The sequence below is a fragment of the Serratia proteamaculans genome, assembly GCF_004684015.1.
Lineage (GTDB): Bacteria > Pseudomonadota > Gammaproteobacteria > Enterobacterales > Enterobacteriaceae > Serratia > Serratia proteamaculans_F.
In genome coordinates, this window is sequence record NZ_SRIA01000016.1 from 90,430 (window position 1) to 112,252 (window position 21,823).

Annotated in this window: 19 protein-coding genes; 4 read left to right on the plus strand and 15 right to left on the minus strand. The window is 54.2% G+C overall.

What is annotated here, in order from left to right; all coding sequences use genetic code 11:
• Position 1: 1 nt before the first annotated feature.
• Both E5C26_RS11475 and E5C26_RS11480 read right to left on the minus strand, forming a co-directional pair.
• Positions 2 to 982, minus strand: coding sequence for a 6-phosphofructokinase (locus E5C26_RS11475; RefSeq protein WP_135316408.1), 981 nt, complete (start codon positions 980 to 982; stop codon positions 2 to 4).
• Between the two features lie 385 nt (positions 983 to 1,367).
• Entirely contained in the window at positions 1,368 to 2,123 is a 756-nt protein-coding gene (locus tag E5C26_RS11480; RefSeq protein WP_135316409.1) for a DeoR/GlpR family DNA-binding transcription regulator, read from the minus strand.
• A gap of 100 nt (positions 2,124 to 2,223) precedes the next feature.
• On the opposite strand from E5C26_RS11480, the gene E5C26_RS11485 reads away from it, so the two are divergent.
• Together E5C26_RS11485 and E5C26_RS11490 are read left to right on the plus strand one after the other, a co-directional pair.
• Positions 2,224 to 2,820, plus strand: coding sequence for an NUDIX domain-containing protein (locus tag E5C26_RS11485; protein ID WP_135316410.1), 597 nt, complete (start codon positions 2,224 to 2,226; stop codon positions 2,818 to 2,820).
• Positions 2,817 to 3,194: an NUDIX hydrolase gene (locus E5C26_RS11490; RefSeq protein WP_135316411.1), complete on the plus strand. Its 378-nt coding sequence runs from the start codon at positions 2,817 to 2,819 to the stop codon at positions 3,192 to 3,194. The genes E5C26_RS11485 and E5C26_RS11490 overlap by 4 nt, the downstream gene beginning before the upstream one ends.
• A gap of 382 nt (positions 3,195 to 3,576) precedes the next feature.
• Here E5C26_RS11490 and E5C26_RS11495 read toward each other — a convergent pair whose 3' ends face one another.
• The 12 genes from E5C26_RS11495 to E5C26_RS11550 all read right to left on the minus strand — a co-directional run bounded on the left by E5C26_RS11495 (position 3,577) and on the right by E5C26_RS11550 (position 15,663).
• Entirely contained in the window at positions 3,577 to 3,903 is a 327-nt protein-coding gene (locus E5C26_RS11495) for a colicin V synthesis protein (protein WP_135316412.1), read from the minus strand.
• Between the two features lie 120 nt (positions 3,904 to 4,023).
• Positions 4,024 to 5,052 carry a fimbrial protein gene (locus E5C26_RS11500; RefSeq protein ID WP_167796643.1) on the minus strand — a complete coding sequence of 343 codons (1,029 nt, stop codon included), beginning with the start codon at positions 5,050 to 5,052 and terminating at the stop codon, positions 4,024 to 4,026.
• 26 nt (positions 5,053 to 5,078) lie between these two features.
• Positions 5,079 to 7,610 carry a fimbria/pilus outer membrane usher protein gene (locus E5C26_RS11505; protein WP_135316414.1) on the minus strand — a complete coding sequence of 844 codons (2,532 nt, stop codon included), beginning with the start codon at positions 7,608 to 7,610 and terminating at the stop codon, positions 5,079 to 5,081.
• Positions 7,611 to 7,649: 39 nt separating this feature from the next.
• Positions 7,650 to 8,387 (minus strand): fimbrial biogenesis chaperone, encoded by a 738-nt coding sequence (locus tag E5C26_RS11510; RefSeq protein WP_135316415.1) that lies wholly within the window; start codon positions 8,385 to 8,387, stop codon positions 7,650 to 7,652.
• 87 nt (positions 8,388 to 8,474) lie between these two features.
• A complete protein-coding gene (locus E5C26_RS11515) occupies positions 8,475 to 8,999 on the minus strand; it encodes a fimbrial protein (RefSeq protein ID WP_135316416.1) in 525 nt (174 codons plus the stop codon).
• Positions 9,000 to 9,208: 209 nt separating this feature from the next.
• Positions 9,209 to 9,472: a hypothetical protein gene (locus tag E5C26_RS11520; RefSeq protein ID WP_135316417.1), complete on the minus strand. Its 264-nt coding sequence runs from the start codon at positions 9,470 to 9,472 to the stop codon at positions 9,209 to 9,211.
• Positions 9,473 to 9,488: 16 nt separating this feature from the next.
• On the minus strand, positions 9,489 to 9,704 hold the full coding sequence (locus tag E5C26_RS11525; protein WP_135316418.1) for a hypothetical protein: 216 nt from the start codon (positions 9,702 to 9,704) through the stop codon (positions 9,489 to 9,491).
• A 59-nt stretch (positions 9,705 to 9,763) separates the two neighbouring features.
• The gene (locus E5C26_RS11530; protein ID WP_135316419.1) at positions 9,764 to 10,081 is read right to left on the minus strand and encodes a hypothetical protein; all 318 of its coding nucleotides are present in this window, start codon (positions 10,079 to 10,081) and stop codon (positions 9,764 to 9,766) included.
• 97 nt (positions 10,082 to 10,178) lie between these two features.
• Positions 10,179 to 12,314 (minus strand): peptidase domain-containing ABC transporter, encoded by a 2,136-nt coding sequence (locus E5C26_RS11535; protein ID WP_135316420.1) that lies wholly within the window; start codon positions 12,312 to 12,314, stop codon positions 10,179 to 10,181.
• Between the two features lie 33 nt (positions 12,315 to 12,347).
• Positions 12,348 to 13,607: an HlyD family secretion protein gene (locus E5C26_RS11540; RefSeq protein WP_135316421.1), complete on the minus strand. Its 1,260-nt coding sequence runs from the start codon at positions 13,605 to 13,607 to the stop codon at positions 12,348 to 12,350.
• 38 nt (positions 13,608 to 13,645) lie between these two features.
• Positions 13,646 to 14,959, minus strand: a complete 1,314-nt coding sequence (locus E5C26_RS11545) for a TolC family outer membrane protein (protein ID WP_135316422.1) — start codon at positions 14,957 to 14,959, stop codon at positions 13,646 to 13,648.
• A 68-nt stretch (positions 14,960 to 15,027) separates the two neighbouring features.
• Positions 15,028 to 15,663, minus strand: coding sequence for a response regulator transcription factor (locus E5C26_RS11550; protein WP_135316423.1), 636 nt, complete (start codon positions 15,661 to 15,663; stop codon positions 15,028 to 15,030).
• A 455-nt stretch (positions 15,664 to 16,118) separates the two neighbouring features.
• Here E5C26_RS11550 and E5C26_RS11555 point away from each other — a divergent pair, with 455 nt between their 5' ends.
• Together E5C26_RS11555 and E5C26_RS11560 are read left to right on the plus strand one after the other, a co-directional pair.
• Complete coding sequence (locus tag E5C26_RS11555) at positions 16,119 to 16,817, plus strand: fimbria/pilus chaperone family protein (protein ID WP_135316424.1); 699 nt, start codon at positions 16,119 to 16,121, stop codon at positions 16,815 to 16,817.
• Between the two features lie 325 nt (positions 16,818 to 17,142).
• Positions 17,143 to 17,802 (plus strand): response regulator transcription factor, encoded by a 660-nt coding sequence (locus E5C26_RS11560; protein ID WP_135316425.1) that lies wholly within the window; start codon positions 17,143 to 17,145, stop codon positions 17,800 to 17,802.
• Positions 17,803 to 17,917: 115 nt separating this feature from the next.
• On the opposite strand, the gene E5C26_RS11565 is transcribed toward E5C26_RS11560, so the two are convergent.
• Positions 17,918 to 21,205, minus strand: coding sequence for a hybrid sensor histidine kinase/response regulator (locus E5C26_RS11565; RefSeq protein WP_135316426.1), 3,288 nt, complete (start codon positions 21,203 to 21,205; stop codon positions 17,918 to 17,920).
• Positions 21,206 to 21,823 lie beyond the last annotated feature (618 nt).

Genomic DNA, 21,823 nt, shown 5'->3' on the forward strand with positions numbered 1-21,823 from the left:
CTCAGATTATATTTAATTGCCTGGCGAGTTTGTAATGGTGTCCTTCGGTATCTACCAAACGTTTTTGCATGCTGATTAAATCAATGGGGATGGGTTGGTTGCCGGCATTAATAATGATTGCCTTGTTTTTCATGCCGGAGTGAATACAGCGAACCACTTCGCTGGCCATAATGGTTCCCTGATAAATCTCTTCGCAGGTAGGGTCGCCATTACGCAGGCCATAACCGATAATGGTTTTACGAATGCGTACACCAATCCTGGGTTCCAGTTGTTTTATCATGGTGTCGATGGCACCTTGAAATCCCGGCGAATATTCTTTGGTATATCCCTCTGAACATAAAATAATGACGCTGTTTTGTTGTGTCAGCCGCTGGGTTATTTTCTCCGCCAGTTGACTTAAGACATATTGGCATTCCGGGATCAGGGCAAAATCCGCATTGGATTTGATTGCCGATTGTAGCGTCAGCTCACCGCAGTAGCCGCCCAGCAGCTCAATCATAAACACGCGTCCGGGCAGAGCGCGCCCGGTGTTGCGCAATTTGGAAACCTCTTTGATCACTTGTTCGCAGGCGGTGGAAAAGCCAATGCTGTAATGGCTGCCAAACACATCATTGTCGATGGTCATTCCCACACCAAAACAGTTAACGCCAAATTCGCTGAGGGTATTTAAAAACTGTAGCGAGCCGTCACCGCCAGCCATAATAAGCACATCAATGTGCAAAGCCTTTAGTTGTTTGCTGATGGTTTCATATTCACTGGCCACCAGTTTTTTGGCCGTGCGGCCGGAAGACATTATCGGCATTGATGAAATTGAATAATCAACCAGGTCACGCTGACTGATAGGCTGATGCTGGTTAGTCAATAGTCCGGGTATTCCGCCATTAAACAGAACGATATCGGCTTGCGCCAGCCTGGCGACCTGGAAAATAAAGTTATTGATGCCGGTAACGTCGCCACCGCTTATTACTACGCCGATTTTCATATGCCTGCTCCCAAACTGTTCCGTGGAGCTCATTGTCATTTTTGGTATCGCTAAAATTTGCAGGCGATATCACAAAACAATCACAAATATTTTCGCGAATAACCTTGACATGCTGCTGGGTGGTAATGTTTTTGAGAGATAGATCTCGTTTTTATTTAGGGGGTATCACGGGGTTTTAAATACTATTTATTAATAATCATCATGTTACCTCTGAATCGCTATAGAAGTATTTGCCAAGGGGGAAATGACTCTTCGGGAAAAAATAAGTTTAATGAAGTGTGATTGCTCTCGCATTTTTATCCGATGCGCGGAGATGAACAGTAATAAATACGCGATCAGGGTTAATAACCCCGTATTTATTAAGTTATTTAACTGAGGGTTTCACTCAAGCCTTGATAACCGTCACCCCGGCTTGTTCCAGCGGGGTAATCAGTGTGGTGTCGGTTGAACGTTCGACAATAATGCTTTGGGCCAGGGTGATATCGCCAATGGCAAATTGCGATGCGGCATTCAGCTTGGCGGCAGAGGCTAACACCACGGTTTCGGCTGCACGGGCCGCCAGTGCGCGTTTGATATAGGCCTCTTCCAAATCGCCGGTACTCAGACCGGCGGTCGGGTGCACGCCGGTAACACCCATAAAGTAGATGTCGGCACGAATGTGCGACATCGCCTCAACGGCTGCCGCACCCACGCTGACAATCGAGTGCTTATACAACCGTCCGCCAATCAGGATCACTTCCACTTTGGGGTGATCAACCAGCCCGACCGCTACGCTGGGGCTGTGGGTGACGATGGTGGCCTCCAGGGTGGCGGGGAGCTGTTTCACCAATTCTGCGGAGGTGGTGCCGCCATCGATGATCACCACCTGGCCGGGGGCGATCATCGCCGCCGCCGCTTTGGCAATCGCGCGTTTGGCGGCGGATTCCTGGCCATTTCTTTCGGCAAAGGTGGCAATGGCCGGGGAGACCGGTAGCGCGCCACCGTGTACTCGTTGCAGTAATCCCTCACTGTCCAATTCGCGTAAGTCACGCCGCAATGTGTCTTCGGACAAACCAAACATTTCGCTGAGCTGTTTGGCCAGAACCTGTCCGTCCTGGGCTAATTTTTCCAGAATGATTTTTTTACGTTGGCTGGTGAGCATGGCGTTTTCCCGTTGAATTTTCTCTGCACGAAATATCTTGATCATACACGAAATTGCACGATAGTATCAATTTCCTTCCCTGACTGTGGAGTTGGCCACCATGTTCGCCACTAAAGATCGGGTTCGAATTATCGAAACCCGCGTGCTATCCGATGACTGGTATCTGCTGAAAAAAACCACCTTCGACTTTTTACGGCGCGATGGCGTCTGGCAGCGGCAAAGTCGTGAGACCTACGATCGTGGCGATGGTGCGACCATTTTGCTGTTTAACCGGCAGGCGCAGACGGTGGTGCTGACGCGTCAATTCCGCTTCCCGGTGTTCGTCAACGGCCACGACGGCATGTTGATTGAGGCTGCCGCTGGGTTGCTTGACAACGCCTCGCCGGAGGAGCGGATTCGTGCCGAAGCGGAGGAGGAAACCGGCTATATCGTGCAAAACGTGCAAAAGGTATTCGAAGCTTATATGAGCCCCGGCTCGGTCACCGAGAAACTGCATTTTTTTGTCGGTGAATACCATACGGCTGCGCGAGTCAGTGATGGAGGGGGCGTGGAAGCGGAGGGCGAAGATCTTGAAGTGATTGAACTGCCGTTGGCGCAGGCGCTGAGCGCCATAGCGCAAGGGACCATCGTTGATGCCAAGACCATCATGCTGTTGCAGTTTGTCGCCCTTAATCACACCCTGGAGAAGGCATTATGAAGGCCCAACTGATTTTGATTGCCGGCCCTTATCGGAGCGGCACCGATGGCGACCCGCAGCGTATTGCCGCTAACTTGCAGCGGCTGGAGCAGGCGGCACTTGAGGTGTACCGGCGCGGTCATGTGCCGGTGATTGGCGAATGGCTGGCATTACCGCTGGCGGCGGCGGCCGGTTCAACCCAGCCTGGTGACACTATTTGTCAGGAGTATCTGTATCCGGTGGCCCACCGGCTCATTGCCCAGTGCCAGGCGGTTTATCGTATTGAGGGGGTCTCTGCCGGTGCAGATAAAGATGTGTTGCTGGCGAATGAGTGGGGGTTGAAGGTTTATCACCAGTTGGAGGCGATCCCTCAGGTAGCGCTAGTCGCTGATTAACAGGGCACTGCGCGAAACCGTGCAACTAACGCCCCTGAAAGTTGGCGGGTATTCACGCAGTGCGGTAAGACTCTGGGACTAATTAAGCAATGTGCTCAACTCAATGATATGAGGTTCGCTCAGGGTATAAACAATAAACATAATTAAAGACAAAAAAAACATCATCAGCAGAATGATGCAATCACCCGAAGATTTTCTGGCCATAGGGACTTTTTCTCATTTTCGCGGTAGTGGCGCTAAACAGAGATTGAATGGTAACCGGTTGAAACAATTAAATAGATAGGATACATCCAGTTATTAAATAGGATTTTTCCTGATGGAAAATAGGAGTGCGTGGGCGGCGCAAGGCATGAACATTCGCCGCCCAGCAGCTTATTTCAGCTTACGGCTTGAAGGTGCCGTTGAGGTAATTGCTAAATGCGGACATCGCTATACTCAGGGTAGTGTTTATACCAAGAATAGGCGCGCCCACGGCACCGCCGATCATGCCGATGGCTCCGGCACCGAGCATACCGACGAGCTGGCCCAGCGCACCGAAGCCCCAACCACCGCCGGTGCCACCTTGGGTACCGCCGATATAAGCGCCAACCCAACCGGCCCCAATAGCACCGATCACTGAACTGGTCACTGCTTCAGCCAGGTCGGCGAAGATGCCGTTGCCGTAACCGCCGGATACCTGCTCAACTTCATAGATAGCTAATTCACGCATAGTAAAACTCCTTTTTAGTGAAAATGTGTTGGCCCCCGAAGAGACCGACACTGCTGAGATATTGGCTCGCCCAATCGGCCAACCAATAACCTTCCTCGCCCGCCATCCGGTGGGCCAAGTCTATTGGTATGAAAGGGTGTAGGTCATCGAACTGTTCGCCGTGCCGGGGGTGACACTGGCCGCCGTCTGGTAATAGCGGGCAGAGAAGGGCACGTTAATCAGGCTGCTGCTCATTGGGAAGTTCCCCACCAGCCACGGCGTGGCGAAAGTTACCGGGCTGCTGGTGGTGCGGTTAAGAACCTGTACGCCCACACCGCCGGCCACACCTTTGCCTCCGGCGTCTTTCAAGGCCAATACGCCCTGGGTAGCCAGGCCGGTCGCCGGGGTACCGTCCAGTTGCATCATGACTTTAAACGCGCCGGAAACGGCGGTATCGCAGCTCAGGGCGATGGCGAAGTCTTTGGCCGTTGAGGTGCTGCCAACGCCGGAGCCGAAACCGCTACTGGTGCTGGTAGCCACATTGCCCAATGGCACTTCAAACGACGCCGGGGTGGGGACTTTGCAGGTTTCCGCGACATAGCCGATGGTGTTGGCACCACGCAGGTAATAGAGGGCTTTATCGCTGGTTTGCAGCGTGGAGCCGACGCTGCCGATGGTCAGGTTGGCGCTGACCGAACCCGGTGCGGCGGTGCCGGTGGCGGCAGTTTTGACGATCTCGATGGTGATCGGGGCCAGCGACACCTCTTGCCAGAATGAAGGCACCAACCCCAGGAAAGCTGAGCGATCGGTAACGATAATGCCGGTGGAGATATTGGCGGCGGCCGAATCACGCTTGCCATTATAAGTGACGAACAGCGTCAAGCCGCCGCCCAGTGCGGCGCTCAGGTTAGGGCGCACGAAATAGGCGGTCTCACCGGAGCCGGTCGCGGTGGTCAGGCTGCATCTGGCCTTGATGCCGGTAAAGGTTTGGCTGAACAGCGTAGTCCCGAGCGGGGTGCTCGGCGTGACCTTAACTGCAGAGGCCAAATCGACCAGCGTCGCCGAACCATCGCCATTGGCGCATTTCAACGCCGCCTGCGCCGGAGACGTTGCCAGCCACAGTGCGCCGCAGGCGATCATGGTGTTGGCGGTTAGCCTGAAGATATTCATAACTGAGGATCCTTGTGTCGGCACGGTCATTGTGACGCCTCGCATCGGGCGGTAATGCGCTCGAAGGCAAGGGCACCGGCCGGTTTTTGTTGCGGCAAACTGACGTTAAAGCGGCAGTCGCCTCCCTGGCGTTTGATGGTCAAACGCGAGCGTTCAGTGGGCAGGCGGGCGTAAATCATGCCGCCCTGGCCGACGGTACCGACAAAGCGTCCCTGCTCATCCAGCACCTCGGCACCGAAGGGCAGGTTCTGAGTGGCCAGATAGATCAACACCGCCCGGCCGCTCACGGTCGGATAGTTCAGCTGTACTATGGCGCCGTCACGCGGTACCACCTGCTGGCTGGTGGTTTGCAGCTCGACGTCCGCAGGCAGGCCCTTGGTATCAATACCAATATCATTGACCTGATAGGTATTCAGGTAAGGCACGATGGCGTAACCACGATCGTCCAGACGAATGCCCGAATAACCGAGCACCCGTGCCCCTCCCGCATCCGGGGCATGGATAACCGCCAGGGTGTTACTGTTGTACGGGCTCAAGGTGATACCACCGCCGTGTGCTATCAGTGCGCCGCTCAATCCGGCCGAGGCAGAGTGATAATCACTGCCCTGGCTGTAGCTGCCGCTCAGGTTGCTGTAGGGCGAACGGTAACCGCCTGACAGGTTGGCGCTGGTGCGGTTTTGACGATCGTAGGCGGCACCCAGGTTGTAGCTGTACTGGTTGTCTTCGCCGAGCAGGCCGTTGAGGTTGGTTTGGTTGTTAAAGCCATTACCGTCATGACCCAGGCTGAGGTTGAGGTTTGGCGAGTGAGCGCCGCTGCCCAATGGCAGGGTCATGCTCAACAGATACTGGGTTTCTTCATTGCCGTCGGTATTGCGGGCGCGGCCTGCGCTCAGCGTATAAGACAGGCGTTTGAAGTAGTTGCTGTAGCCAAACTGGTATTGGCGGTCACTGGTGTTGCGTTGCCAGTAGTTCTGGCTATAGCCGGAGAAAAAGAGTTGCCCCCAGCCCTCTGCCAAGCCCTGATTCAAGGTTAACGAGTAACGGTTGCGTGGCCGCCACAGGTCGTTGTTGTCGCGGCCTTCGCGTGCTTCATCGGTAAACATCAGGGCATTGTTCAGATCCAGATAACCGGAAGAGGAAAAACGATAGGCGGCGAGCGACAGGTTACTGTCGGTGGCGCTGAACATTTTGTTATAGGTCGCACGCCAACTGGTGCCCTGGCTGCTGCGGCCATCGGCCGAGGCTTTGGCACCGGTCACGTCCAGCGCCAGTGCGCCGACCGGGGTGTTGAAGGCTGCACCGAGCAGTGCAGATCCATAATGGTCGCTGCCCAGCACGCCGCCATAACCGGTCAGCAGGTTGCTCAGACCATGCTGCAGCGTGGCCTGCATCACCTTTGGCGTATAGCTAAGGTTCTGATTTTGGATAGTACCGGCCACCAGGTTGTAGCGTGACATCCCCGGACGCAGCAGTTGGGCAACGGAAGAGTAGGCCACTTTGAAACTGCTGGTGCGGCCGTCAGCCTCTTCCACCTGAACGTCAAGGTCACCGCCGTAGCCGGTCGGGTAGAGATCGTTTATCACGAACGGGCCGGGCGGCACCGTGGTGTCATACAGCAGCACGCCGTTTTGTTTGATGGTGACGTGGGCGTTGGTCTGCGCCACGCCGCGCACCGTTGGTGCATAGGCGCGCAGTGAGTCCGGCAGCATGCGATCGTCGGTGGCGACTTGCACACCGCGGAAGGCAAAACTGTCGAACAATTCGCCGGAGGTGAAGCTGTCACCCAGCGTCAAACGGGCGCGCCATGGCGTGATATCGTGCTGCAGATAATTGCGGGTGGATTTGTAACGAGAACCCTGTTGGTCATCCCAGTTGAGGTTGCCGGTATGGCGGAACATCCAGCCGGCCAGATTCAGGCCGCCATTCAGGCCGACATAGCCGGTTTTCTGCGTTTGCCCAGCGCGTTCAGACTGGTAGTAGTTGGCGTTATAACCCAGCAGCATGGCAGGTTCACCGTCGTCCCACAGCGCAGGATCGACGTAACCGCGTGCATGGCGTGTAATCATTTCCTGCGGTAGCGCGATATCCAACCTCAGGTCATTGGTGTTAAGACGCAGGCTACCGCGATCGGTCAGTGCGTCCATGGTGATGCAGTCAGCGGGGTCTTTCAGTTGTTGCAACGTCTGGGTGTTAACGCCCGGAGCGCTGGTGTTAAACGCCAGTTGGCTCAGCAGCGTGTTATTCAGGCACACTGCCGGCGTACCGTTAACTTGTTTCACCGTTACGGTCTCACGGGCGATCACCTGCCCATTGAGGTAGACGTCTACCCGGTAGGCACCCGGCAGTAGCGGGTTGCCACGCTCATAGCGGCTCAGATCCACATTGCTGCCCAGAACGTCGTTGAGAAAGTCGGGGTTAAAGGTTGCGGCCAGTGCCATGCCGTGGCGTTCGGTATCGCTATTTGCTATCGCCGGCAAAGCAATGCCGGAAAACAGGCAGCAGCAGGCTGTGGTGATGGCAGAAAAATGCCAGCGCCGCGTAATAGATTTTATTTTCATAGTTTCCCAAAACTCCCTGCCGGGAAGCGCTGACGCCGATTAATTAACCTTGGCTTGTTGCTTCGTTTCACCGCCGAAATCATTAATAGCGGTGTAATTGATTTGAACGCCGTGCGGAATATTGCCGCCCGTCGCATTGAATTTAAATAACTGCGTCTGGCCCGGTGCTACCATGCCGCCATCAATGCTGCTGAACTTGCGGCCACCATTGTTGTAGGTGACTGAGGCAATATTGACGAAATAAGCGCTATTATTTTCCGCCTTCAAGCCGTCCTGGGTTGGCGTCCAGCGCAGCGTATCTATCGCCGTTGCAGCGCCGTCAGCATTGAGTGCGACAGGGCGGTAGAAAATCTTGATGCGGGTGCGCAGGGCCATTTGCAGCAGATTGGCATCTGCTTTTTTGGTTGACTGCGGGGGAATATCCAGCAGGTTCAGCCAATACACCGACTCTTTGTCGGTGGGCAGTTTTGCATCGCCGGTGTAGCTCAGGCGCAGGGTCTGGCCGTTGCGCGCTTCAATGCGTGAAATTACCGGTGTGATGACAAAAGGGACTTTGAGTTGGCCGATCGGCGTGTCCTTATTGCCATCATCCACCCACACTTGTACCAGGGCCGGCAATTCGCCGCGGTTATCCAGACGCAGGGTGACTTCACGCTGGTCTGCCGGGTAAATCACCCGGGTGCCGGCAATCACCACGTTAGCGTGCGATGCTGGGGTGAACAGCGGCAGGGCCAGCAATAGGGCGCTGAACTGTAGCGGTAAGTGTTTGTTGATCATCTATGCGGTTCCGTAACGCGGATAAACCGGTCATCTCCGGGAAAAAAGGAGCCCTTGACGGGCCCCCGGCTGATAACGATTCAGGTATTAAAGGTAATCGATGGAATAGGTGACAGAAGTGTCAACCGAACCGGCAGTGGCTGCTGCGGTGGCGTAGTATTGCGCCTTGTAGGTCATCACGGCTGCACCGCTGGTCAGGGTAGTCGCAGCAGCTGCACGCTGTGCGGTATCACCGATAGCAATAACGGTACTGGTCGGGGTCAACAGCTGGACTTCCACGTTGCTTGCGGTGCCTTTGTTGGTCAGGTTATGGTCGGCAGAAACGTTCGGGCCTGACTCAAAGAAGGCGCGGGCCGTTTTCACAGTATCGCTACAGGCGCTCAGGCCGATTCGGACTTCAGTCTGGCCCGCGGTGTTGCCCTTGGCGGTCAGTTGGCTGGAAGCCACGGTTGGCAGAGTCACGGTGTTGGTCGCCGTACCGTCATTCACCTTGATGGTACAGGTGTTGGCAGTCACTGAACCGGCGAAAGTGATGGTACCGTCAGAGGCGTTAGCCAGCAGTGGGGAAGCAACAGCTACGGCAATCAAACCAGCCAGAATATTATTTTTCATAATTAAAACTCTCCATAAATATAATTTAAAAATCCCTATCGATATAATGATGGCGTAACTTCCCCATTCGATTAATCGATAATTAAATTCTACTGTGTTGGTGTGGGGAAATAACTCGTAATATTGTTATTTTAATGGGTTATTTATTAAATAACCCATGATGAAAATTAAATAGCATTATTCAGCGTGCTATATAGGCCGACTCTTATTTATTTTGTCGCGGAGTCCAGCCATTTACCCAGCCCAGCGCCGAAAGCGACTGCGGCGGTCGTCACGGCAACGACCGCGCCGACGGCCAGGGCACCGATCACGCCCCCCATACCGGAACCGGTAGAGGGTGGGGTGACTGGCGGTGCCCATGGGGTGGACGGGGTATCTTTAGAGCCGAACAACCCGCGCAGGAAGTTCATGATATCCGAGCTGGACAGCCCACCGCTGGTTTGTTGCAATTCTTGAGGGGTTAATTGACGCATATGACCTCCTGAAGGATCATTTAGCCTTAAAGGCGTTGGAGATTAATTGGGCGAACGACATAACGAAGCCGCCGATGGCATGACCGATGCTTTTACCCAGCGCCAGGCCGTTGAGGGGGTTAGCGTCACTGGACAACCAACCGAAAAGATCTTTGAACAGCTTGTTTGCCTGTTCGCTGGCACTGGCGCCGCCGCTGACGCAGGCAATTTGCTGTGGTGTCAGTTCTTTCATTTTTCCACTCCCGAAGATGCCGGGCGGCAAAGGCCACCCGGCAAAAAACGCACTGATTATCAGACTTTTGGCGTAGGGACAGTTTGATCGCCCCATTGTTCGGTAATGCCGTTGAAAACGCTCAGAGTTTTATCCCAGCCGTTAACGAAGCCGTAGACTGCCCCCTGGAGCATGCCATGTAGGCCGCCGTAGATAGCTGTAAATGCGGCGCCGATGACACCCACTCCCAGGATGCCGCCGGTGCTGCCGCCGGATACCCCACCTTTTGCTGCCCCGATGCCTGTAAAGGCCAATGCACCCAGGAAGGCCGCGCCGATACGGTCAAAGAAACCTGCGCCAGATACGTGTTCGATTTCCATGATGCTTAATTCGCGCATTTGTATTACTCCATTTTTTAATTTGCGGATGTACCACGCCCATCCGCGTTAGGCGTTATTACCTTTGCAGGCAAAAATAAAATTCTGTTTTGCGGTGCTATTCAATCAACAACGGTGCCTGCCAGGGGGCAATCTTGCCGTTGTTGACCACCAAAATACGGTCGGCACTGGCGATGGTTTCCGGCCGGTGGGCAATAATGATCCGCGTAATGGCCATGGCTTTAACTGCTTCGTTAATTAATCGCTCACGCTCTACGTCCAGATGGCTCGAGGCTTCGTCGAGGATCAAAATCGACGGGTTGCGGTACAGTGCCCGCGCCAACAACACCCGTTGCGCCTGGCCACCGGAGAGGGAAGAACCCATATCACCCACCAGACTCTGATAGCCCATCGGCATCGCCATAATGTCGTCATGGATCTGCGCCAGCCGTGCTGCACGCTCCACCGCCGCCAGATCGGCCGCCGGGTCGAAGAAACTGATGTTGTCGTTTAGCGAGCCGGCAAACAGGATGTCGTCTTGCATCACGCAACCGATACGTTCGCGGTAGCGATGCAAGCCGCCCTGGCGAATGTCGATACCGTCGAGTGCGACCCGTCCGATTTCCGGCTCCAACAACCCCAGCAGCAGTTTCACCAGCGTAGTTTTTCCCTGGCCGGATGGGCCAACCACCGCCACCGACTCACCGGCGCTCACACTGAATGAAGCCTCTTCCAACACCCAGGGTTCGGTTTCGGCATAACGGAAACTCAAACCATCGACGCTCAATACCGCAGGGGCATCATTGCTGTCGCCCGAGGTTGACAACAGGCCGCGGTCCACGTGTTTTTCATCTTCGGTCAGCACGATATCCGCCAGACGCTCGCCGTGCAGGCGCAGCATGCGAAAGTCGATCACCGCATCAATCAGGCCCGAGGCGCGGCCGATAAACTGATCGGAGAAGGAGATAAAGGCGACCAGCATCCCGGCAGAAAAGTTGCCCTCCAGTACCTGGCGTGCCGCCAGCCAAATCAACACCACACGGCCTACGCCGGAGATAACGCCCTGCAGGGTGCTAAAGCCGATCGACAGCTTTTGGATGACGATGCCTTTGTTGGTGGTGTCCACCAACGCGTTGGCATAAGCGGTCACGCGCAGTTCCTGCTTATTGTTAATCTTCAACGCCTGCACACCGCGCACCGACTCCAGCAGGATGCTCTGTGCCCGCGCGGCAGTGATAATGTGGTCCTCGTTGGCCTGCCGGAAAGGGCGGTAAGACACCAGGCGCACCACCACATAAGCCACAAACAAGCCGATGGTCAGCCAGGCCAGGGTGCCGTTATAGATAAACAGCATGCTTAGCGTGACCACGGCCATGATGCCGTCCAGCACCGTACTGATAAAACGGTTGGTCAGCGTGCTCTGGATGGTTTCAATCGAGCCAAAACGCGACAAGACGTCGCCAATATGGCGCGACTCGAAATAGGCCATCGGCAGGCGCAACAGATGGGCGCAGACGTTGACAGTCCATTGCACCCCCAGCAGGCTGGAGAACCAGGCCATTACCCAGGAACGCAGGGCGCTGATGATGTTTTGCATCAGCACCACCATGATGAAACCGCAGCCGAGCATACTGAGCAGATCCCAGTCGGCGGAGACCAACACCTGATCCATCACCCACTGCATATAGAACGGCGACAGCACGCCAAACAGTTCCAGCGCTATCGACAACGCCAGGATCTGGAAAAAGGTCGGCAGGGCGCCTTGCACGCTGCCGATCAGTTTCATCATCGAGATGCTTTGCTTCTCTTCGCGCTTTTTAAAGTTGGCGCTGGGCAGCAGTTCCAGCGCGACGCCGGTAAAACAGCGCGAAACTTCATCCATCGGCACTTCACACAACCCACGGGCCGGATCGTGGATCACGATCCCTTTGCGGGTGACGCGCTTGAGCACCACAAAGTGGTTCAGCGACCAGTGCAGAATGCAGGGGCGGCGCAACTGCCCCAACTCTTCGATATCCAGCCGCAGAGCACGCCCAACCAGCCCCATCCGATGCGCCACCAGCATCACGTCGGCCAGGGTGGCCCCTTTCAGCGATGAGCTGAAACGCTGGCGCATGGTGATCATGTCAATGTGGTAGCCGTAGTAGTTGGCAACCATGTTCACACAGGCCAGCCCGCATTCAGCGGCTTGCGACTGTTGAATCACCGGCAGACGACGTCGCCAGCCGAAATGTAATCCCTGTAAAAAAGACATCGTTGTTCCCTTTGCGCGGATGACCCGCGGTGATTAACTTGCTGCGCGACGCCCGAGGGCATACAGCGGTTCCAGCACCCATTCGATCAAGCGGCGCTTGTCGATCAGGAAGTCGGCTTCCAGTGCGCTGCCGGAGCGCAGGGCTTCGGGCTTGCCGTAAGCCATGATCTGCTGGTTATCCAGCGTCACCGTGACCCGGAAAAACTGCTCCTGCACGTTGGGCTTGCCGGTCAGCAGCGCCACTTCCTGCGGGCTGAGTGAGGTGCGGGAAACATCGCGCACCTGTCCGTATTGCTGGCCGAACTTCTGGTACGGGTAGGCGGTATAGCGTAGTACCACCCGTTGACCTGGCTGAATAAAGCCAATCGCCCGGCTGCTGACCATCATCACTGCCTGCAATGGACTGTGCTGTGGCAACAGGGACAGCACCGACTGCCCAGGGCTGACTACTTGGCCCGGCTTGACCAGCAGCGGACCGACCAGGCTGTCGCGTGGTGCCCGCAATATCACCCGGCGGCGTGATTCGTTTTCCGCCATGGCCTGTTCGATATCGGCACGTTTGCGCTCCAGATCATTGCGCTGATTTTTGCTGTTGAGCGGTGCTTCGCGCAGTTGCTGTTGCGTTTGTTCAATTTGCTGGCGCAGTTCGATACGCTGGCGTTCGACGTCCTGCAACCGGGCTTGCGCGTCCAGCACCAGGTTTTCCTGTTCGGATACCTGCTGACGAGTGGCATAGCCGCGTTCTTGCATTTGCTGCACCTTGCCGAGCTGGCGGTTGGCCAGTTCGGCCTGCCGTAACCGGCTGCTGCGCATTGCCGAGGCGAAGCTCAATTGCTGTTGCAGCATCTGCCGCCGCTGTTGCAAGCCTTGCACGGTTTCCTGTTCCAGCAGGGTCAGCCCGGTCAGATCGGCCTCCAGCTTGCTGCGCTGCAGCAGTAACTGTTCCGCGACCCGTTCACGGGTTTGCCCCATGGCGGTGGTCACCTCTGAGGAGATGGTGATCAGCGGAGCGTTGGCCTTAACCCATGCTCCTTCCGTAACCTGCACCTCGGTTATCACTCCCGCGACGGTGGGGGTCACGCCGACCACGCCATCACGCGGTTGCAGCGCACCCATGGCCGTCTCGCGTTTGGTGTAGCTGCCAAAGCACAGAAACATCAGTACCGCGAAGGTAATCAGCACCACGGCGCTAATCATCAGCCAACGCCAGGGCGGGCAATACACCGCCACGCTGCCGGCCATTTTGTTTTTTTCCGCGTCCATCACTTCCTGACGAAACAGAGACTCACTCATAGCAATCCATTACTGTGTTATGGGGTTTAACCGTCGGTTTAAACCGCGCGGCAGGTCAGGGTGTTAATCGAAGAAAAACCGAGCTGCCCGGAAACCGCCAACAGCTTGATGCGGTTTTTCAACAGGTTGTAACGTGCGTCGGCCAGTTCACGCACTGCATCGTAATATCGCTGGCGGGCGTTCAATTCATCGATACCGCTGCGCAGCCCCATCTCGCGACCGTACTCGGTCGATTTCACCTTGCTGTCGGCCGATGTCACCGCCTGGTGCAGGGCCTTCAGCAGTGCGATGCCATTGGTGATGTCCAGCCAGGCCGAGCGAGTGTCCTGCTGCGCTTTGCGCCGGGCGTCGTTCAACAGGTCTTTCGCCTGCATGCGGTTGTAAACCGCCTCACGGGCGCGAGACATCTGCCCACCGCCGCTAAATAGCGGTACCGAGACCACCACGCCGACGGTGGAGTTGCGGGTTTTGGAGGTGGTGCCGAATATCTCGTCCCAGCCATTTTCATTTTCGCCACGGCTCCAGTTACCGCCATAGCCGGCCTGCAGGTTAACCACCGGCAGTTGGCTGCCATACGCGGCGGTGACATCGGCCTGGGTTTGCGCCAGTTGGAATATCGCCCGGCGGATATCCAGATTGTCGACGTCGCTGCGCGTCAACAGCGTCTTCAAATCGTTGGTGGGGGCGCGGGTAGCGCAGCTTTCGCTAATGGCGTCGATGCGGTCGGCATTCAGCCCGGTCAGGCGCTGAAAACTGACGCCGGCCACGTCCAGTGCATTGGTGGCGGTGATTTGGTCAGAGGCGGCGCGATCGTAGTTGGCCTGTGCTTCGTCCACATCCATACGCAGTCCTTCGCCAAGATCCAGTGCCGCTTTTGCCTGCGCCAGTTGACGACCGTAAACCTGCAATGCGGCACGGGTCGCCTGCAGCACTTCGCGTTGATACAGCACCTCAAAATAGGCGGAGGAAACATCACCGATCAGCTTTTGCTGAGCGCGGGCGAACTCGACATCGGCCATTTTTGCCAGTGCCTGGCCGCGCATAAAATCGGCGTATTTGCTGACATCAAACAAGGGCTGATTCAGATTGACGCTGTAGTTATGGCGAGTGACTTTGGCAGCATAGGCGGCCTTGGGCTGATCCTGTTGGGTATAGTTCCCCTCAAGTTGCACTGACGGCAATAACCCGGCCAATCCCTGGTCCCATTTTTCCTGTCCTGCCAGGCGCGCATTCTTTTGGGCCTGATATTCGCTATTCCATTCGCCGGCGGCATTAATGGCCTCCAGCAGGGTGGCGGCCGCAGCCGGTTGGCACACCAGCAGTGCGCAAATAAACGTGTGGAGCTTTTTCATTATTAACATCCTGTTACTGTATCCCTGGCGCGGAAATAAACCGCCCAATACATTAATTCTGTACGGCGCTATGAAATATGGCTGTCTACCGCATAGCGGATCAGTTCGGCATTAGAATGAATGTCCAATTTTCGCATCGCATTATATTTGTGGGTGGCTACCGTGCTTACCGAGCGATTTTTCATTTTGGCAATTTGTACCAAAGAAATACCCGAGGCCAATAATCGGATCACCTCCAGCTCTTTGCCGGTTAACTCATGGCCATTTATTTTATTTAGCGTTGCCTGTTCCAGCGTCGCATGTACCGACGGCGAGAAATAGCTCTCGCCCGGATGAGCCAGTGCGTGGTGCAAGGCCTGCAGGTTTACCTCCGGCGAGTCCTGTTTGCTGACCAACACCCGCGCGCCCAGCTCCAGCAATTTGCCAAATGCATGCTGCGGAGTGCCATCCGTCAGCACCACCAACTTGCCCTGCTGCAAATAGCGGCGCAGCAATAAGTGGCCAGGGCCGCTGAGTTTTTCCTGCAGCAAGAATTGCTCGTCGGCAATCACCATATCGACCGGCTCGGCAGTGAGCTGTTGTGCCAGTTGTTGAGCGCAACGGCTGCTGTGTACCACCCGTATGCCGGGTTGCTGTTGCAGCAGTTGTGTCAGCGCATGCACTATCAGCGGGTGACGGTCGGCAATCGCCAGCGTTTTTTCCATTATTCATATCCCTTGAACAGCCAAGCCGGTATCTCATCGCAGCGGCCGGATTCATTTAATGAAGAAGGGCCGTGGTTGATGGCGTAGATAATAAGGGCGCAGGGTGGGGAATAAAATAAGACACACGTTCATTACAATTAGGATACATCCTAATTGGAACTAATAAAAATAAGTAACATTTCACCTGCATTTGGTTTGGTACTTGATTTTTTAGTAAAATTCATTGAATAAGAATCGTCCTATCTTAATTAACCCTGTCGTCTTATAACTACAGGAAAAGGAATCGGTTATATTTTCTTTTTTAGCGTTACCTTCCTGGATTGATTCCCGTCAAGGCTGTTCCGTCGATGGGCGGCTTTCGCTGCCTGCGCGGATATTCCCATGGGCGTTTCTCGGATAATTAAAGTCGTTACCTCCAGAACCCAGGCGTATTTTTCTGATAAAGGGAATTAACCATGAAGTATCACCCTGTTGCCAACGGATTAATGTTGGTGGGGCTGTTGAGCCTGGGCCCGGTTTGTATTGCCGGCCTGCGGCCCGAGGTTTCGGTGTTGATTGTGAATGCCGACGACGGCGAGGCCACCATTAATATTAAAAACGTTGACCCTGCACCTGTCATGTTGTTAACCAAGATAGGGCATATTGACGAAGATAAAGCCAATTTACTGACTATTATGCCACCACTGGCACGTGTTGAGGCTAATGCAACCAAACAGGTGCGTTTTGTTTTGACCGGTGATCGCGACTTTCGCGTTCAGCGCCTGCAACGTGTTTATTTTGCCGGGCTGCCAATCAGGGCCGTGGTTGGTAACACTTTCGAGGAGGGGGAACGTCAAAGCTTACCGGTGATTATCAATCCGAAGGGACTGGCGAAAAAGCGAGATCCCTGGACGCTGTTGCAGTGGCGGGTGATTAATCACCAACTGGTGGTGAACAACCTCAGCCCTTATGTGGTGTGCCTGGCGCAAGCCGTCGTCGTTTTGCCGGATAAACAAAAGTTGTTGCTGCCACGTGACTATGTACTGCCGGGGGAGCAGTTGTCGTTACAGGCAAGCCATCAAGCCGCGCTGGCGGATCTCAGCAAGATAACCTTTTACCCGGCCGACATTTACGGTGACGTGGTGGGTAGCTATACCGCTGACGTTGGCAAATAAAATACGCAGCCGCGGTTGAGGTATCAGGTACAGGAGAGCACGCGAATCGCAATATTATGAAAATTCCGATGCTGTTTGCAAATAGGCCGCGACAGCGGCAATCTGAGCTGGCACGTACAGTCTGATACCGAGATGACCCGGATGCAGAAAAGCTCGTGATGGGGAATAAGGTACAGAACCCACTGAATACTCAGTAAAATAGCCAAATACCCGCTATGTTTATCAGAGATCGGATTATTATTACCTATTGCGGACGCGATATTGAAACAATTGGCCGATTTTTCTGCGGAATCTCGGATAACGGCCACACTACTGGTGAATAATTATGCTTAACACTGATGTGCGGGTGATTATTGCCGACGATCATACCGTCGTGCAATTGGGTGTTGCCAAGCTGCTGGAAGCGGAGTCGGATTTGCAGGTGGTCGGGGTGACCGGCACCGTCGAGGGGTTACTGAAAATGTTGAAAAGTACCCCCTGCGAAGTCTTGATTTGCGACTATTCATTTCACAAGGATCCGGAACCGGACGGCATGGCATTGTTGGAAAAAATACGCCGTTACCACCCCGAGATTAACGTCATTCTGCTCAGTTCTTATGACAGTGTGGTGATTGTGCGTGAAGTATTGCAGATCGGCGTCAAGGCCTTTATCAGCAAGTCCAGCCAGGACCTGGCCCGGCTACCGGATATCATTCGCCGGGTGATGAACGGCGAACAGTGCGTAGACCATAAAACCTCGCAAGAACTGATCAGGTATATGCTGGAAGCCCCTTCGAGCAGCAAGTCAGGGATGCAGAAGCTTTCGCCACGTGAAATGGAAGTGGTACGGCTGTTTATTCGTGGCATGACCGTGACCGAGATTGCGCAATATACCCGTCGCAGTTTGAAAACTATCAGCACCCAGAAGAAAAAAGCCATGGATAAGCTGGGAGTCAGAAGCGACAGCGAATTAACCGAGGTTTATCTGGACCTCAATAACCGCTAGACAACATACCGCGCAACAAATAAGCATTTCCTTCATGGTCCCCGACCGCGGTGTAATAACGCGGTCAGGCGGCCATGACAAAATCAACACTATTTCATTGAGCAAAGGTGACGCGTTAACCGCGCCACGGTGCGGCCCGACGCTCGATCTCCGCATCCAGCGGTAGCCAGATTTTTTGCATTTGCGCACTGCTGAGCGCATGACAATCATGATGCAGTCGCTGGCATTGCTCTGCCTGAGCATTCAGGTTGAGGATCAGTAATGCGCCTTTCAGCCGGTGTAGCGTATCGCGCAGCGCGGTGAGGTCTCTGGTGATGATGGCCTGCGCAATCTGTTGTCGGTCTTCATCCCAGCTTTTGAGAAACTCGGCGCGGATCATCTCATCAGTAATGGACAGCGTTTTTTGCTGCGGCTCAGTGGGCAGTGACAGGTTACTCAGCAGTGAGGTCAGGGCGCTTTTCAATTGTTCCAGCCCCACGGGTTTATGTAACACGGCGTCAAAATCACCCTGTTTGATCAGGGTCGCGGTGGTGACCACCACCGGCATCTTCTGGCCGTCGGCACGCAGCCGGGCCAGCAACTCTTCACCGCCCATCAATGGCATATGAAGATCGGTAATCAGCAGGTCAAATGCCTGATGTCGGCACAGGGCATAGGCCTCCTGGCCGTTATCCACGTAGCGGGTGTTGTTCAGCCCAAGCACAGAAAGTTGTTGGCGAATGAGCATACGGTTAACCGGGTCGTCCTCGGCGACCAGGATCGCCAGCGCCTGATAATCGCTCAGCATTTCCTGTTCGTGTACCGGGCTGATGTCCGGCGTGATGCCAAAGCAAGAGGCCAGGGCGTTGAGAATTTCAAACACCGAGAAAGCGCCTACGCTGACCAGGCGACCTTCTCGCTGTAGCGACAGCGGGCCGTCAGGGGAGATATTGACTACCTGTCGGCAACCGTCAACGATGTCGGACGGCAATGTGAATCCTGGGAAACTGGTCGCGCAAACCAGAACCCGTGGCTTGTCGCCGTTTTCCAGAGCAGACAGGGAATCAATCGTCTGGATATGCATGCCATAACGCTCCATCAACAGACAGAGGGTCTTTTGCCAGTCGAGGTTATCGCAATACAGAGTAATGGCCTGGTCTTGCAGTTGGGTGAACATCGCCAGTCTGGGCACCGGGGTATCGGTATTTTGCAGTGGAATATGGACAGAGAAAATGGAGCCTACCTCCATCTCGCTTTCCAGTTCAATGCTGCCGCCCAACAACTCGGTCAGATGTTTGCACAACGACAGTCCCAGGCCGGTTCCTTCGGTATACAGGCTGTCTCCGGCCAGATTTTGTACAAATGGCTGATAAATATCTTTTTGCAGTGCTGGCGGAATGCCGCAGCCTGAGTCGGCCACTTCGATGCAAATCTGGCCTTCATCCGGCCGTTTAATACGCACAATGATCACACCACGCTCGGTGAACTTATAGGCGTTACTCAGCAGATTGATCACTATCTGGCTGATGCGCTGGCTGTCGCCGTACATCAGTGTTTCCGGCACGAACTCGAGAATAAAGTAAAAGCGCACGCCTTTTTTGGCGATCAACGGAGCGTAGGTTTGCGCACATTGCTCGAGGGTTTCAATCAGGTCGAACGGCTGGTGATGCACATGGAGTTCTTCGGCTTCGATACGCGTCAAATCCAGAATTTTGTTAACGATGTTTAGCAGGGAGTTTAACGAACGATTGATGGTGCTGATGCGTGCCCTGGCCGGGGCATCGGTGACCTCCAGCCCCAGGAGTTCCAGATTGCCCAGCGCGCCGTGCAATGGGGTACGAATTTCGTGGCTGACGTTAGCCACAAACATGGTTTTAGCGTTGTTGGCCTGATTGGCCGCGGTTTTGGCGTCAATCAGCAGCCGTTCGGTTTCTTTGCGCTTACTGATGTCCAGCAATGAGAACAACAGAACATCGTGGTTGAGATAGCGGGTTTGCGCCACCGTCAGGTCAAGCTCCAGAGGCGGGGTGCCCGGTTGACGTGCGATCGCCTTTTCGAAGGTGACAGGCTCATGCTGAGAAAGGGGGCCAGCATGTTCCTCCAGCACTTCCTGATAAAATTTCAGGTGGTCAATCTGTGCCTGATCCAGGAGTTCGGCGGCAATGTCATTCTCGAATATAATGCGTCGGTCCTGCAGACCGATGACCGACAGGCCGACCGGTGCGGTGGAAACCACGGTACGGTTGAAGACTTCGCTTTCATACAGCGCGGTGGATTTGCGGTAAAAGGGGATCAGCACTTTTTTATCGAAGAAGGTGATCGACCACCAAATCAGGCTGATGATAAACAGCGTAAGCAGGAACAGGGGGATACAGTTCGGGTAGAGCGCTTTGGCGACGATCCGCCAGTCGAAGGTATAGACCGCCAGCCATTCGGCGTTATTTACCAGCTGCGAGAGATAAAACACGCCACCGTTGCGGCCCAGTTTGACTTCGCCACGGCCGGGCAGCTGGAAATTGTCCGCCGCCTTGAAATGGTTAATCCAGTCCAGTTCTGCATTCTTGAAACTGCCGTCATCCATACCGAAGATAATTTTGCGATCTTTTGAGGCAACGAAAAACCCTTTCGGCCGGTCGGCGGCGGTGAAGAAATAGTTAAAGTTGGCTGAGGTCACCCGCACTACAATCACTTCGTTGATTTTGCCATCGGTAAATATGGGCACCGCATAGTAGGTGGCCAATTTGCCGGTCAGGGCTTCGCGGTGCGGTGCGACCCAAAAGACGCGGTGTTTTTTTAAGTAGCCGAGATCATATTTTTCCAGTGCCGCTTCGGTGGGTTGGATCTGCGACTGGATAATCTCGGCGATCGGGTAGGATTGCAGTACGTGTCTGATTTCATTGTCATCCCGGGATAGAAATGCCAAAAACTGGCCGTCGCGGGTATAAATGAAATTATCGAGCGTTCTGCCTAACTCGCGGGTACGGATGGCCACCGCCGGGGTAAAATCTTGCAGCAGGCTCAGGGTGTCAGGGTACATTGCCTCGAGGTGGCCATTGGCCGCAGGTGCCTGCAAAAAGATATAGGGCAGGTTAGCCGTCAGCGATGAACCGAGCAACACGCCGTTATGGCGGCGCAGTTCGGCTAAGAACTGGCTGTATTGGCTGCGATCGTGAAAATGCATGGCTTCGGTTTCTTCATGCAGATTGGCGAACATTTTGAGTCGGGTGGTGAATTGGTCGGTTCTGATCTCTACATAGTCACGTTCGGTCTGCAGCCGGTTGGCCTGTTTGGCAATAAATGATTCAAAATGGTTGTAGCTGCCCAATGTGGTAGCAAATATCAAACTGATGGATAATAGTGTCGCACTCAGGAGTAATACTCTTTTATAATAATTGTAAGAGTTTTCCATACTATTGGGTTTCATTGCATACCTTAAATACGACTGCGAGTAAGAATAATCTTACACTGCAAAAAAGAGAAATACTATATATTATAGAATAAAATCAGTGATAGTCTACCTCCAGAGCAATAAGGGACGGTGCCGTTACCGCCAAGGAGGATGTAATGTGGAATGATTATAAAGAAAGGTTAATAACAAAAATACTGAGATTTAATGTGTTTAAACTTATTTTTGTTTTCTGCAGTTTATTCTGGGCGATGGTTATCGTTGTCCTTAGCCACCCGGAAGCCATATTTTCAGTGTGAAATGATCAGTCAGGATGATAAAGCGATTAATACAATGAAAAAATTAGACATGTTTATCGTTATTGCCGCAGTCATGCTGGGGATGATCACCGTTACCAGTATGGTGCAATATATTATTTATCTGTCGTAAAGCTCAGTCCGGTTTTTTTGATATTGCCCGTTTTCCTTCCACTTACCGCCGCTATTGGCGGTTTTTTTTGTGCTGATTTTCTGTGTCTCGCCGTTTCCTCTTTACCCCCTGATGCCTGCCGTCATCCCTCTTTGAGCCTTTTGCAGCCTAACCATGATGTAGATCAAGGTTGTTGGTATAACTTGGTATACCATGGAATTCCATGAG

Excerpts from the sequence above, each read along its gene's own strand:
- E5C26_RS11480 (WP_135316409.1), bottom strand. The coding sequence starts at position 2,123 with ATGCTCACCAGCCAACGTAAAAAAATCATTCTGGAAAAATTAGCCCAG.
- E5C26_RS11560 (WP_135316425.1), top strand. The coding sequence starts at position 17,143 with ATGCTTAACACTGATGTGCGGGTGATTATTGCCGACGATCATACCGTC.
- E5C26_RS11565 (WP_135316426.1), bottom strand. The coding sequence starts at position 21,205 with ATGAAACCCAATAGTATGGAAAACTCTTACAATTATTATAAAAGAGTA.
- E5C26_RS11520 (WP_135316417.1), bottom strand. The coding sequence starts at position 9,472 with ATGCGTCAATTAACCCCTCAAGAATTGCAACAAACCAGCGGTGGGCTG.
- E5C26_RS11530 (WP_135316419.1), bottom strand. The coding sequence starts at position 10,081 with ATGCGCGAATTAAGCATCATGGAAATCGAACACGTATCTGGCGCAGGT.
- E5C26_RS11485 (WP_135316410.1), top strand. The coding sequence starts at position 2,224 with ATGTTCGCCACTAAAGATCGGGTTCGAATTATCGAAACCCGCGTGCTA.
- E5C26_RS11540 (WP_135316421.1), bottom strand. The coding sequence starts at position 13,607 with ATGAGTGAGTCTCTGTTTCGTCAGGAAGTGATGGACGCGGAAAAAAAC.
- E5C26_RS11555 (WP_135316424.1), top strand. The coding sequence starts at position 16,119 with ATGAAGTATCACCCTGTTGCCAACGGATTAATGTTGGTGGGGCTGTTG.
- E5C26_RS11475 (WP_135316408.1), bottom strand. The coding sequence starts at position 982 with ATGAAAATCGGCGTAGTAATAAGCGGTGGCGACGTTACCGGCATCAAT.
- E5C26_RS11505 (WP_135316414.1), bottom strand. The coding sequence starts at position 7,610 with ATGAAAATAAAATCTATTACGCGGCGCTGGCATTTTTCTGCCATCACC.
- E5C26_RS11495 (WP_135316412.1), bottom strand. The coding sequence starts at position 3,903 with ATGCGTGAATTAGCTATCTATGAAGTTGAGCAGGTATCCGGCGGTTAC.
- E5C26_RS11490 (WP_135316411.1), top strand. The coding sequence starts at position 2,817 with ATGAAGGCCCAACTGATTTTGATTGCCGGCCCTTATCGGAGCGGCACC.
- E5C26_RS11500 (WP_167796643.1), bottom strand. The coding sequence starts at position 5,052 with ATGAATATCTTCAGGCTAACCGCCAACACCATGATCGCCTGCGGCGCA.
- E5C26_RS11510 (WP_135316415.1), bottom strand. The coding sequence starts at position 8,387 with ATGATCAACAAACACTTACCGCTACAGTTCAGCGCCCTATTGCTGGCC.
- E5C26_RS11535 (WP_135316420.1), bottom strand. The coding sequence starts at position 12,314 with ATGTCTTTTTTACAGGGATTACATTTCGGCTGGCGACGTCGTCTGCCG.
- E5C26_RS11515 (WP_135316416.1), bottom strand. The coding sequence starts at position 8,999 with ATGAAAAATAATATTCTGGCTGGTTTGATTGCCGTAGCTGTTGCTTCC.
- E5C26_RS11545 (WP_135316422.1), bottom strand. The coding sequence starts at position 14,959 with ATGAAAAAGCTCCACACGTTTATTTGCGCACTGCTGGTGTGCCAACCG.
- E5C26_RS11550 (WP_135316423.1), bottom strand. The coding sequence starts at position 15,663 with ATGGAAAAAACGCTGGCGATTGCCGACCGTCACCCGCTGATAGTGCAT.
- E5C26_RS11525 (WP_135316418.1), bottom strand. The coding sequence starts at position 9,704 with ATGAAAGAACTGACACCACAGCAAATTGCCTGCGTCAGCGGCGGCGCC.